The organism is Brevibacillus sp. GCM10020057, from assembly GCF_042683565.1.
Classification (GTDB): domain Bacteria; phylum Bacillota; class Bacilli; order Brevibacillales; family Brevibacillaceae; genus Brevibacillus.
The window spans coordinates 243,253-256,355 of the sequence record NZ_JBHUJW010000041.1 but is presented as its reverse complement, the minus strand read 5'-3'; the positions used below and the strand labels follow the sequence as shown (position 1 = coordinate 256,355).

At 56.2% G+C, this 13,103-nt stretch carries 10 protein-coding genes; 3 read left to right on the top strand and 7 right to left on the bottom strand.

Annotated features, from left to right (window positions below):
- Nucleotides 1-83: 83 nt before the first annotated feature.
- Genes ACFSO0_RS13175 through refZ form a run of 3 tightly spaced genes read right to left on the bottom strand, consistent with a single transcriptional unit; the run spans nt 84 to nt 3,438 of the window.
- Entirely contained in the window at nt 84-287 is a 204-nt protein-coding gene (locus tag ACFSO0_RS13175; RefSeq protein WP_376880990.1) for a hypothetical protein, read from the bottom strand.
- Between the two features lie 4 nt (nt 288-291).
- Nucleotides 292-2,787, bottom strand: coding sequence for a septation ring formation regulator EzrA (locus tag ACFSO0_RS13170; RefSeq protein ID WP_376880987.1), 2,496 nt, complete (start codon nt 2,785-2,787; stop codon nt 292-294).
- A 48-nt stretch (nt 2,788-2,835) separates the two neighbouring features.
- Nucleotides 2,836-3,438 carry a forespore capture DNA-binding protein RefZ gene (gene refZ / locus ACFSO0_RS13165; RefSeq protein ID WP_376881081.1) on the bottom strand — a complete coding sequence of 201 codons (603 nt, stop codon included), beginning with the start codon at nt 3,436-3,438 and terminating at the stop codon, nt 2,836-2,838.
- 192 nt (nt 3,439-3,630) lie between these two features.
- Between refZ and ACFSO0_RS13160 the strand changes: the two genes are divergently transcribed.
- Entirely contained in the window at nt 3,631-4,503 is an 873-nt protein-coding gene (locus tag ACFSO0_RS13160; RefSeq protein ID WP_376880984.1) for an endonuclease/exonuclease/phosphatase family protein, read from the top strand.
- 79 nt (nt 4,504-4,582) lie between these two features.
- On the opposite strand, the gene ACFSO0_RS13155 is transcribed toward ACFSO0_RS13160, so the two are convergent.
- The 4 genes from ACFSO0_RS13155 to ACFSO0_RS13140 form a co-directional block, all read right to left on the bottom strand.
- The gene (locus ACFSO0_RS13155) at nt 4,583-5,491 is read right to left on the bottom strand and encodes a hypothetical protein (RefSeq protein ID WP_376880981.1); all 909 of its coding nucleotides are present in this window, start codon (nt 5,489-5,491) and stop codon (nt 4,583-4,585) included.
- Between the two features lie 111 nt (nt 5,492-5,602).
- Nucleotides 5,603-6,601: an MBL fold metallo-hydrolase gene (locus tag ACFSO0_RS13150; RefSeq protein WP_376880978.1), complete on the bottom strand. Its 999-nt coding sequence runs from the start codon at nt 6,599-6,601 to the stop codon at nt 5,603-5,605.
- 72 nt (nt 6,602-6,673) lie between these two features.
- Nucleotides 6,674-8,917, bottom strand: a complete 2,244-nt coding sequence (locus ACFSO0_RS13145; protein ID WP_376881079.1) for a sensor domain-containing diguanylate cyclase — start codon at nt 8,915-8,917, stop codon at nt 6,674-6,676.
- A 39-nt stretch (nt 8,918-8,956) separates the two neighbouring features.
- Entirely contained in the window at nt 8,957-9,538 is a 582-nt protein-coding gene (locus tag ACFSO0_RS13140) for a histidine phosphatase family protein (RefSeq protein ID WP_376880975.1), read from the bottom strand.
- A 243-nt stretch (nt 9,539-9,781) separates the two neighbouring features.
- Here ACFSO0_RS13140 and ACFSO0_RS13135 point away from each other — a divergent pair, with 243 nt between their 5' ends.
- Together ACFSO0_RS13135 and rpsD are read left to right on the top strand one after the other, a co-directional pair.
- Nucleotides 9,782-12,094 carry an S-layer homology domain-containing protein gene (locus tag ACFSO0_RS13135; protein ID WP_376880973.1) on the top strand — a complete coding sequence of 771 codons (2,313 nt, stop codon included), beginning with the start codon at nt 9,782-9,784 and terminating at the stop codon, nt 12,092-12,094.
- 272 nt (nt 12,095-12,366) lie between these two features.
- Entirely contained in the window at nt 12,367-12,966 is a 600-nt protein-coding gene (gene rpsD / locus ACFSO0_RS13130) for a 30S ribosomal protein S4 (protein ID WP_376880971.1), read from the top strand.
- Nucleotides 12,967-13,103 lie beyond the last annotated feature (137 nt).

Genomic DNA, 13,103 nt, shown 5'->3' with positions numbered 1-13,103 from the left:
TCTTTTTTCACGCGAAAAACACCCGATACCTGCACTTCGGGCATGAATGTGCACGGCATGGGTGTTTTTTTCCCCTGATTGAGTCACGCGACTACCGCCTGATACAAATACGCCAGACCTGCCATGATAAACGCAAAGCCGAGCAGGAAAAACGTATTCGCCCGCTGCTTGATCCGTTTTTCGTCCCCGTGGAAATGGGCGGCCATCCGGGATTGCCAGCGTCTGGTGCGCGGCTGCAGCATCACGATGACCCCGACCAGAAGCAAAAACAGAGCCAGATTCAACATCGCCTCACCCCTTTTTCTTCCGACGCAGCAACCAGCGCGTCTCTGCCTCTTCGGGTGCCCCTTCGACAACGAGCCGCGCTTCTTCGGCTAACTGATAGGCTTCCGCGAATGCCAGCTGTCTAAACGACTGCTCTGCTTTCGTCAGCAATTCGTTTACCTTGCGATTTTGTCTGCGGTAACGGTTGGTGTACTGAATAGCCCCCTCCGCCAGCTGGCATGTGGAAATGATCCGCTCCGCCAGCCGCTCGGTCTCGGCTGTCAGTTCGCCTGCATCCTGTAGAAGCATGGCGACCTCCTCCAGATCATAGCGATATTGATCCATTCTGGAAGTGATCTGCGCCAACGTCTGCACCACTTCTTCAAACATATATTTCAGCTGATCGGGAATCCCCGGCAAATAGCTTCTCTTGATCCTTTGGCGAATCCGGACGAGAGTGCCCGAAATGCGTTCCAGCTCGTCCAGGGCGTCGTCCTCGGTCTCGATCAACAGCTGCACAGGCGCCGGCTCTGGCTTGGCTTCTTCCCGGTCCGGCTGACGCTTGGGAATGACAAGCTCATACTCGTCTTCCTGCAGCTCCTCTGCGGCTTCTGACGGAACCGCCGCTTTCTTGGGAGGGGCAGCGAACGGAATTGTCTTTGCGTTCAGCAAAACTTCCCGCTCTGCCTTGCTCAGCTCTGCAGCAGAGGCTGCTTCCGGCTGGCGGAGCGGCGCGTCTTTCTTCCCGTCCTCTTCCTCGAAGTCGTAGATGACAGCTCTTGCTTGATCAGACTGCTGCTCCTGATGAGCAGGGAATGCTGCTGCCTGCTCCACAATCGGTTCTACGGCGAATGGCTCGGCCTCGTCATGCGGCGCGGCTTCGCCCGCAACAGGAGTGAAGCGGCCAGGGTCAGGAGTGATCCATTCGTCATCAGGCGCGAGAGGATCTGCCTCGGCCGCTTCTGCAAGCTCATCGGCAGGACGCTCTTCGCTGCGGGAAGCCGTTACCCGCTCTGCCTGCCTGGCTTGAGCGGCCACAGCTGCTTCCTTCTGCGCCACCGCTATTTCCTCCAGGCTCTGATAGGTCGCATCCATTAACACCTCAAACGCTTTTTGATGGGTCGCAACCATTTCGAGGCTGCCTTCTTCCAGGGCGCTCTTCGCCGCTGTGAGCAGCTGCTTCGCCTGCATCATGGATTTTTCCAGGCCGTCCTGCTCCAGCGCGAAGCCGTCCCGCATCGCTTGCTCGATGCCGTCCTCCAGCTGCCGGAACTCTTCCGGCATCTCTTTATTGACCTGCGTTACCATCGCCGGGATTTGCTCCATCGCCTTGTTCACTTGCTCGAGCAGCTGCTGTGCTTTGAGCGTCGATTCGTACGCCTGGATGTCATCGCCTGCCGCACGGGAAGTCTTGACCTGCCTGCGCAGCGTCTCGACTTCATCCAGCTTCGCTTTCAGTTCGTGAAAGGACAGGCCGTACTCCAGACGAAGATCGGACAGGCGCCGCTCGACCTGCTCCACCTGCTTGCCGATTTCCGGAATGACGACCTTGGTCTCCTGCCTGGATGCAGCGACCTGTGTCGTATCGCTCTTCAGCTCTGCCAACTCCTGCTCGATCTCGGCGATGGTCTCTCTCGCTTCCTCGAGCATCCCAAGGGCCAGCGAAAAGCGGAAACGGTCACACGCCTCCTCCGCATCGAGAATCATCATTTCCACGTCAGGGATGCGGATGCGCAGCAAGTTTTCCTTTTTGTCGGCGATGTGATGGTAGTGCACCTCCGTCATGCCGCTGGAGCGCCGCAGCGGCTTCTCGACCTCGATCATGTTGATCTTTTCCACTACCTCGTCCTTCCAGTCTTCCACATCATCCACCTGGGCAAAAATGGAGCGGCGGCGAATCATGGCGTAGATCAATCCCACCGACAGCCCGGCAAAGACGAGTCCGATCAGGTAGATCCACCACGGAATGCCGCTCGCGCCTGAGCTGTCCTTTTCCTTCGGCTGCGCAGCGGCCTGCTCCCCCTCTGTGGTGCCCACAGCCGCCTGCTTGGTCTGGATGCGGTCCAGCTCCGAATTGACTTCCGCGATCATCGTCTGGATTCCGGTCAAATATTGCTTCTGGTTGCGAAAAGGCTCGTAGTAGGAAGTGATCTTGTCGTGAAGCATCTCCAGCGTGGCGCCTTTCGCCTGCAGAGCAGGTCCTGCATATACGCCCAGCTGCTCCGTATCCTCGTCCAGAACGAGCATCAAGGCGTCGTCAGCCAGGTTGTAATTGTCGAACAGCTTTTGCGCGTACACATCGGGAGACTCCGCTTCCGGCGACGTGCTTTCCACGACGACGACCTTGTAGCTGCCCGGGGTGTCTTTCAGCTCTTCGGCAAACTTCGCTTTGTCTTCCTTTTTCAAATAGTTGTCCGCGTCCTGGACCACTTCGTCTGTTTTGTCGGGAAACGGCGTCGCAAAAGCCGGATTGGCATATAGCAACATGCCTGCAAGGCAGAGCATGAATAATGATCGTTTCACTTGTCTTACAACCCCTTAGCGTATGGATTCATGGGCGAGGGCACTGCCTTATGCGGGAAGCAGGCACGCTTGTAAATAACGCATGATGGAAGCCTGCAGCCATAAGGCGAACTCCTCGGAGTACGGCTCCAGATCGTAAACCTGGCGAACCATTTGCGCTTGCAAAAAAGGATACGTCATCTGGCTGATCACAGCCAGGACGATGCGATCGGCAGGAACGGGCAAAAACTTGCCCTCCGCAATACCCGCTTCAATGATGCGGGACAGTCCATGCTTCCAGCGGCTGATGTACAAGGTCAGGACTTCTCTGGCCAGCATCGATTCCACGCTTAGCTCGCGCTGAATCAGCCGCGTGATCGGGGCATTCTCGCACTGAAAGCTCACGTACAGCCTGACGACCCGCTCCAGCCGTTCGTAGGGCGCAGCGTCCTTGTCCTGCTCTTCCTGTGCCGCGACTCTGCGGAATAGCGTATCGAAATAGGAGGCGATCAAGGTTTCCAGTACACCTTGCTTCCCGTGGAAATGATAGGAGATGAGCGCAGAGTTTACTTGTGCCTCCTCGGCGATATGGCGAACCGAAGTGCCTTTGTAGCCATATATGTCAAACAGCTTTGCCGCTGCAGACAAAATGCGCATTTTCGTCTGATCCATTGCCATCCGTATACCCTCCTGTATTGGCTCCATTCCAAGGCCAAGTCAGGCATCTTGTCTATTGTACAGAGGATTCGACGCAAAAAGATAGTCTGCTTTGTTAGTTCGACAAAGTTTTCCAGTATTCCTCCTGTGCGCAGACACGTTATGATAAAAAAAGCTTCCATTTCCGCGACTCGCAAAGGAGGTTCCATGCGCAAAAAATGGCTTCCGCTCTCCTTGTGCTTCACTCTGTTTTTCTTTCCGTCAGGCGGGACGGTCGTGCGCAATCTCGCAGACTTGCCGCCGCCTTCTGTCAGTCTTTACGCTCAACCGCTCACTGTCGTTACGTACAATACGCGCGGATGCCGCACCGATGCTGGCAGTGCTGACCCGGCGCTGATCGTCGCGGCACTGCGGCCGCTCGCTGCCGATATTATCGCCCTGCAGGAAGTCGACGTCCGTCTGCCGCGTTCGCAGTTCGTCAACCAGATCGCCGCCATCGCTTCCGCCCTGAAAATGAACTACGCGTTCGGCCCTTCGATCGACTTTGCCATCGGCAGCTACGGCAATGCCGTGCTCAGCAAATTTCCCATCTTGCACGCGAAGACCATTCCCCTGCCCGCCGAATGGGAGCCGCGCAGCCTCCTCGATGTGACCGTCGACTGGAACGGTGCTCCGCTGCACGTCCTGGCCACTCATTTGGGGGTCAAACAGTCAGAACATGGCGAACAAATCGAATCGTTGCAAACCTATTTGCAAGAAAAGTCGTACAATAACAGCGTTTTGCTGGGCGATTTCAATATGCTGCCGGGCGATTCCCTGTTCGCTTCCCTGCGCACCCTCTACACGGACACCCTGTTCGACGAAAACATCGTCCTGCGCACACTGAAGGGGACAGGAGCGGCAAAACAGATCGACCGTATCATGCACACGCCAGATCTCGCCTGCCTCGAAGCATCGGCTCCTGCCGTCGGTCCTTCGGATCATTATCCGGTGCTGATGAAGCTGGCACGCGCTGCCTTTCCCTCTCCCCATGGAGATGACCGCGTTGTTGACCGAAGCCGTTCCCAGCCGCTTTCCTGAAAAACGCCCTGCTGCCGCCGCAGAAAAAGGCGATCTCGTCCGGCTGATGCGGCTGCGAAGATCGCCTCTGACTACACGCTTATCTGGCTGTCTGGCCCTCGTGCGGATTCGGGATCGGCTTGACCTTCCCGTAATTTTGCAGGTACGTATCCACCTGCGAATGTTCCTGTATGCGATGGCCATTGACATCGTACTCCGAGTGGATCGACATGGTGATGTTTGTCGGGAGCATGCTGGTCCGGTTGTAGTAGACGGTGCACTCCGCATTGACGTCCATCTGGTCGACGATTTCATTGACGTTCGGCGCGGCCTGTGATTGGATGTGCGGACCTTTTTGAGCTGTCGCGCTCTTCTTCCAGGAGCCGTCCGACAAAGCCATGGCCAGCTTCAGCCGCGGCTTGTACGCGGTGTCTGCCGTGGACTGGACACGCGGCCCTCCCCCTCCCGTCTGCTCGTGCATCTGGGTGACCAGCCAGTTTTTCAGCTTCGCCGGATCGAGGGTGACGCGCAGCGCCTCGATATCGTCATTCGGGTTATCGTCCGGCAGCATCCGGACATTCTTCTTCATCTCCGCCATCTGCTCGAAGCAAAACGCAGGGTCCCAGTTGTTCATCTCCTGCCGGTAGGCTGACTGCGTGTGGGCGACGCTCTTCCATTCGCGATCGCTGCCCTGCTTTGCGTACAGCTTGTTTCCTTGATGCAGCAAGCTGAGATTGTCGACCCGCTTTTCGTCCGGCATTGACAGCTTCACATTCATAAACACGGCGTCTTTGTCCTTGCGCCCCGAAAAATTGACGACGTTGGCATTGGTGCTGTTCTCTGTGAGCAGCCTGGTGTTGCCGTAGAACGCGTATGAATCTTGAACGGAAAAATGATCGCGCACCTGATCAAATGCAGAACTCGCGTTTTGCTTGACACCCATCTGATTACAGCCGCTCATCGCCGTACACAAAAGAGCCGCGAGACAAATCGTCCAACCTTTGCGCATTCTTTCCCCTCCTCACGCTACTTTGGGAAGCCACACCCGGGTGACCGTCTCCCTTAGCGTTTCCGGGGAAGAATAAGGTTATTCTGCCGCCAACAACCTCGCTGCTATTTCCTAGACCGAGTAATACAGGATGCCGCCTTCCTCCCGCACGTCCACTTGATGCAAAATCGTCAACAAATCGATATGGCCCAATGTTTCCGACAACGTCAGCGGCAATTCCTTTTCGTACAAGGTCGGAAACAGCAAGGCCGTCAACTCGTACGCCGTCTTTTCCCCGCCGCCGAGCATGCGCCGGAGAGTGTCCGTCCGCTCCCAATTTTTGCGCAGCCGGGCGAAGATCAGCTCGCGATGGTCGAGCACCGGCTCCCCGTGTCCCGAAAGCACCTGCTCGATGTCCATATCCGCGCACATCTGCAGGGCAGTCCGGTACTGGACCAGCGTCAGCGGCCGGACGCCGGAACGGTCGCGCGGCGGTTCGATAAAGGCATTGGAGGAAATATGTTTGATGATATGGTCTCCCCCGATCATCAGGCGGTCAGTTGCCCGGTACAAAGACAGATGGCTTTGACTGTGGCCCGGCGTGTACAGCACTTGCCATTGCGGCAGGCCCGGTACGATCTGCTCGTGCTTCAGGTGGACATCGATCCGGCTCGCCTCGGAAAAGGTGTTGATCAACTGGTGGAAGCGTTCGATGATGTACATTTTCTCTTGCGGCACGCCGCTTTGCCTGTAGAGCTCCGTGAAAAAGCGGTCGTGAAAGTCCATGAACTCCTCGTCGAGTTCGATGTACGGGGCCGCCAGCGGATGCGCCAGCGTCTTCGCACCCGAGATTTTCCGCACTCGCTCCAATAGACCGCAATGATCCACGTGGTGATGGGTCAGAAGAACCTGCTCGATCTCTTCCACGCTCACCCCGATCTCATCCAGGCCGGTCGTGAGTGCCCGCCAGGCTTCCCCGGTGAGCGGTCCCACATCTACGAGCGTCAGTTTTTCCCCTTTGACGAGGTACACGTTGACAGCTCCGACGTTAAACGGTGTCGGCAACTCCAATCGATACACATCCGGCGCCATTTCCTGCGCAATTCTTCCTTGCTGCCCCTGTGAAGTCATTTGATTCCCTCCTGCAAACGGCTCCTATCGTTTCCGTAATTTTCCGCAAAAGAAAAGAGCCATCGTCTGGCTCTATGCTAACACAACCTGGTTACGCCCTGAATTTTTGGCTTCGTACAACGCGACGTCTGCTTGATGGAACAGCGACTCGACGCTAAGATTCGCACCGGATTCCCGGCTCCATTTGGCCAGGCCGCAAGAAATCGTCACCCTTGGGGAAGTCTCGTTCTCCACGCAAAGCCTGATTCTCTCCGCGACGCTGTGCGCCGTTTCCTTGTCCACGCGAGGCAAATATACAGCCAGTTCTTCGCCGCCCCAGCGCGCGGCGATATCGCTGTCGCGGATGCTGTGGCGAATCAGGTTGGACACCTGGATCAGCACCTCATCTCCAACCTGATGGCCAAAGGTGTCGTTCACGGACTTGAAGTAATCGATATCGATCAAAATGAGCGAGCCGTACGAGTCCTTTTCCAGCGAGGCCCGCACTCTTTCGTTCAAATGCTTGCGTGTGTAAAGGCCGGTCAGGTTGTCCGTGATGACCATCCGCTCCATCTCGTTGTGCAGGACCGCATTCGTCATGGCGAGACTGGCGTGTTGGCCGAAAATTTCGAGTAATTTGTAGTCGTCAAAACTGAAAAAATGATAGCGTGAATCAGAGACGAGCAGGACCCCGTTGATTTCGCCGTCCACGATCAACGGCACACCCATCAGCGAACAACACGGCCGAAGGGAAAACGGCAGCGGTCCAGTCCCTGGCTGGGCGAGCAGCAGCGCCTGTCTGTTTTGCAGGATCTCCTGAAACGGCTTTTCGTCCGTCTGCACCGTCATCCCGTTGTACTCCGGAATGGATGACGACAACACGTCGAAGCAGTCCTCGCCCGGCACCTTGCTCAAAATGGCGCAAAACTCGGCATCGAAGGTTGCGCCCATCATCGTCGTCACGAAATCGAGAATTTCCTTCAGATCGAGGCTGCGGTTCAGCTGTTTGGCCATCTCGTTGATCAGCCGCAGCTCGCGGATCAGGTTGCGGGATTGCTGATACAGCTGGGCGTTTTCAAAAGCCGTGCCTGCCGTGTCCGCCAAAATCCCGATGTAGTCCGTCTCGTGCTTGCTGAGGGATACCCGCTGATCCCCCGTGACTTGCAGCACGCCATAAATCCCTTGCTTGCCAAGAAGCGGCGCAGCGATCACCGTCTTGGTCTGCCCGCCTTCCTCCACATGGTCCACAATCAGGCGGCCCTCCAAATACGCCCGCGTGCTGGTCGACGGCTCCGCCTCCTGAAAAGTGAGCTGCTTGACCGGCGTAGTCGCATCCGGTTCAACCGTCAGAAACAGCTCGACCGCCAGATGCGGATACAGGCTGGGAATGCTCGTCACGATCTCGTGCAGCACTTCGTTGACATCGATCGAAGCCTGAATCTTGGACATGAGCTGGTATAGCAAGTCCTTCTTGCCTGCCTCCCTGCGCAGGTTGTCGGATACGACGGATCGCCACAGTGCACTGCTCGCCTTTTCTGCGACCTCCTGCAAAAATACGATATCCCGTTCATCGTAGTAGACGTCCGTCTCGTCGGGCGCCAAATGAAGGACGAGGGCGTAGAGAGGGGTGGAGTTGCAGTTGATGGGAACAATGGCGATCCGGTTCTGCTCGAGCACGATCGTCGACAGGACGTCCTGTCCGAGACGCGCGGCGATCCCGGCGATCTGGCTGTCGCCCGCCTCGGCCTGCTCTGTAGTCACGCAGTCCTGGGGAATGCACTGCCCTTTCTCCGACAACCGCACTGCTGAACAATAGCCTTTTTGGATGATCCCGCTGATCCGGCAGATCAAGTTGTTCAGCAGCTCGTTCGTGGTGTCATATAGATTCAGATCCATCACAATCTGGCTCGTCGCATGCTGGATGTACGCATCATAGCCCATCCGGATCATGGGTTCCAGCCCGAGCAGGTAAGAATGAAGATGAAATGTAATCTCCGCCCCGGGTGTCACGATCCCGATGACGGCACGGACGCGTCCGTCGTTCTCGCGGAGCGGGATGGCCCCGTACAGGCAAGGATCTTCCTCCCACTCTTTCACGACGATGTCCTTGCTCCCGATCGCGCTCTCAGCCAGCTCGTACACATGCCCAGTCAGAGGCGAGTGAAGCAACAGGTCAAGTCCTTGAGGGTTCCAGGATTGGCCTTCTTGCATCTTCATGAAGTTGATCACACGTCCCCCGGAATCTGTCAGGAAAAGGATGCCTGGGCGCTTTTCCGGCCATGATTGAAGAATAAAATGGGCCGTGTAGGAAAAGACCGTTTCTAACTTCCCCAACATTTTACTTGACACGAGATACTCCCTCTCTCAGCGTTTTTCTCACATTTTCAAATGGTCTGTATTGTTCACTTGCAGCACTTCCCAGCGATGGTCGGCGTAGCGCAACACCGTGACGCCCGTATTGTCAATCCGCGTAACGCCCGTTCCTTGCTCCCCGCCCGTCACATAGTGCAAAAAGCTGTTGATAAGCCCGCCGTGCGACACGACGACCACCGCTTGATTCGGGTGGCTGCGGGCCAGCTTTGTCAGTTCGTTCACGGCTCGCTGCTGCATGTCTTCAAAGGTCTCAATCCCGCAAGCGGCTTCGTCCTGGGCTGCAAAACGGGAGCGGATTTCCTCGTAGGTCAAGCCTTCCCACTCTCCGTAACAACGCTCCCGTAAGGAAGGAAGAGTGGAAACGGTCGAGCCCGCCTCCGTGGCAATTAGCATGGCAGTGACCCGGGCGCGACTCAAGTCGCTCGAATAGACGGCCTGGATTGCTTCGCCCCGGAACCGCCGGGCCACCTGCTCTGCCTGGCGCAATCCCTGCTCATTCAGGGTGATGTCACTGTGCCCCTGAATGCGCCGGGTCTGGTTCCATTCCGTTTCTCCGTGGCGGATGAGGTACACGATGGTTTCCAAAACAGCAGTCTCCTTTGGCAAGCTCTCTTTATTTTCTTAATGATAGTACTCTTTATTATATAAGAAGCGATTACGCAATTCTAGATTGACAAAAAAACATTTGGGACAAATTTACTAATTTTTCTCTCACACTTTTTTCCTGCTCCTCTTTTGCCTCTTTTTTTCTTCCCGCAATGAAACAGCCCGGCCTGTTTGCTCGTCAGAGTGGTAAGTGAACAATTTGACATCGTTGGAGGGATTTTCGTGAAACCATGGTTCATACGCTCGAGTTCCTTTTTATTGACCGCCAGCCTGATACTGCCTGTCGGTTCGGCTTTTGCCCAAACGCCGCTTCCCATATCCGCTCCAGCGGTTTCCGCCAAGACCGGGCTGTCCGGCAGCCTGCTCGCTGCTGCAAGCAAAGTAAAGCTGTCAAAGGAGGATGCTCTCGTGCGCGCCCAAAAGCTTGTCCCTGCAAAAAATCTGGAATTGACCAACGTGTCCTTCCGCTCCGCCGACCCTTGGCGGCCGTTCCCTGAATGGTCGTTCAACTGGGAGAAAAAGGCGGCGAACAGCGAGGAGATCGATCTCGCCTACACCGTCAGCATCCATGCCGACACGGGAGAGCTCAGCGCTTACTCCCGCTACGTGCAGGGAGCCTCGAACATCCCTTACGCCAAGCGTATTTCCTACGAGGATGCGCGCAAGAAGGCGGAGAGCTTCCTGGCGCAGTACAACCCCGGCAAAGCGCAGCAGACACGGCTGTACATGCGTGACATGCCTGCCCCCAAGACGCCGCTGAACGCCGACGTCTCCTATTACTTCCGGTTCGTCCGGGTGGCAGACGGCGTGCTCTTCCCGGACAACAGCGCGGACATTACAGTCAACAGCGCCGGAGATGTGGTCGGGTATTCGCTGACGTGGAACGACGTCCAGTTTGACAAACCAGCCAAGACGATTACCCAGGAGGAAGCCGAAAAGCGGATGACGGCCCAGGCGACTGCCAGCCTCACCTATGTCCTGCCCTGGGAAAAAGAGGGCGAGGATCGCAACAAGCCTGTCCTGGCCTACCAGGATCCGTTCACGTTTTACATCGACGCCGCAGACGGCACTGCCCTGTCTGCTTCCTCCCTCGCTCCGCTCGATACCGCGCAGGAGCCCGAACCGGTGAGCGAAAAAGCATTGCCTGCCCGCTACAGCGGCCCGACGCTCTCGCAGGATGAAGCGGCCAAACTGGCTTCCGCGACTTTTGACCTTAGCCAGTACGAGCTGCGCTCTGCCAATTACAGCGAAAAGGATTACCGGGGGAACCGCCCTGTCTGGAATCTGGAGTACGGGGAAAAAGACAATCGCAACGGCGGCTACGCGTACGTGTCGATCGACGCCAAGACTGGCGACGTTTACGCTTTCAACAAGGACGTGCGGTTGCTGAAGACGGATGACAGCCCGGCCAAAAAAGTCAATGCAGACGCGTTCAAAGCCAAGGCGATCGAAATGGTCCGCAAATGGACCCCGACCGCAGCCAATCAGCTCTACTGGGTCGATCGCAACCAGGACGATGCGTCCTACGGCTCCCCGGATCGTTACAGCGTGTCCTTCAGGCGCTATCTGGATGGCATCGCAGCCGCTTCCGGCTCCGCTTCCCTGACCTTTGATACCCGTACGGGCGAGCTTGTCTCCTACTTCTCCGAATTCGGCAGCGAGACATATCCGGCCAAGCCGGGCGAGCATCTGTCACAAGAGGAAGCCGTATCCGCCTGGGAAAAGGAAACCCAGATCGAACCTGTATACGTACTGACACCGCTTGCCGACGAAGACCGCAAACGAATGGAAGCGACCCCGTCCTACGTGCCGCAACGCTCTGCCAAACTGGTGTACCGGGCGACTGTCACGCCGTATGAGCAGGCGTACTATCTGGACGCCGCCACAGGGGAATGGCGCTCCCAGTCGTCGGGCAAAGTCATCAATCTGCATCGGATCGAGCCGTCTGACCTGAAAGGGCATCCCGCCGAGAAAGAGCTGATGTTGATGTACGAATACGATGCGCTCTCCCTGATCGACGGCAAAATCATGCCGCAAAAGCAGATTACACGCGGCGAGATGATCGAAATGCTGATGATCAGTCTGAACAACGGCCGCTTTTTCCCGACGTACACGGCACAGCGCAAGGCAACCTACAGCGACGTAGCAACCGGCTCCCGCTACTTCTCTGCCGTAGAAGCCGCCGTGGACCGCGGCCTGCTCAACAAGAGCGCGGCCAAGCTGAATCCGGATGAGCCGATCACTCGCGAAGAGCTGGCAGACATGATCGTACGTGCACTGGGCTACAGCAAGCTCGCAAACTATTCGTCCATGTTCCAGTCCAACCTCACGGACATCGCAGGCACGCAGCACCGCGGGGCGATCGTCATCGCCACGACCTTGGGCATCATGACGGCTGACAAGCAAAAGTTCCAGCCGAAAGCGGCCGTCTCCCGTGCCGATGCTGCCATAGCCTTTACCCGCTTCCTGGAAAAACGGGGAGAGCAAGACGCGCAGCCTGTCGCTTCTGCCGCGATGGAGGCCAAATCCGACTGAAACACCTGCTCCGGTGCCGGACGGATCTTTCTTTTCCTTGACTTCTCTCTATCTGCCCTTGTATTATTGATAGTATGTGTACAGGGTAGCATTGATTGCAGGTAAAAACGGAAGGATCAACCCTCTTAGTTTCTTCCCTTTCAGGCAGCGGCTGAACTACCTGCGAGGAGCACGATGCGGAAACGCTACCGTCCGAAGTTCGTGTAGATAAAGAAGGAACTAACCTGCCGGAAGTAAACACCTGCGAATCCACATTAAAGGAGAATGAAAACATGTCACGTTACACAGGACCTCGTCACAAGCTGGCCCGTCGTCTGGGTATCTCCCTCGATGGTACAGGAAAGGACATCAAACGCAACTTCCCTCCAGGTCAACATGGTCACAACAACCGCCGCAAAATGAGCGAGTATGGAATCCAGTTGCAAGAAAAACAAAAACTGCGCCATATGTTTGGCTTGAACGAAAAACAATTCCGCCGCACGTTTGAAAGTGCTAGCAAAATGGCTGGCGTAGTGGGCGAAAACTTCATGAAATTGCTGGAATCCCGTCTGGATAACTTGGTATACCGCATGGGCTTCGCTCCAACTCGCCCTGCTGCTCGTCAGCTGGTAAACCATGGCCACTTCCTGGTAAACGGCAAAAAGGTGAATATCCCGTCTTACCGCGTACAACCAGGCGACGTGATCTCCATCCGCGAAAAATCCCGCGGTCTGGAAATCATCAAGAACTCCCTGGAAAGCCGCAGCTTCCTGCCAAACTACATCTCTTTCAACGATGCTGCAGCTGAAGGTACCTTCACTCGTCTGCCTGACCGTGAAGAAATGCCAGCTGAAATCAACGAAGTTCTGATCGTTGAGTTCTACAGCCGTTAATCGACGGAAAGAGCAAAAAAGAGTAGCGCCGCTCGTCGGCCTACTCTTTTTTTATTTGTTATAAGTCCGCTTTGTGCTGACGACATCCATAATCTTGCACTCCTAACGCCGGAAAGAGTTGCGCGCGGCAAAAAAAG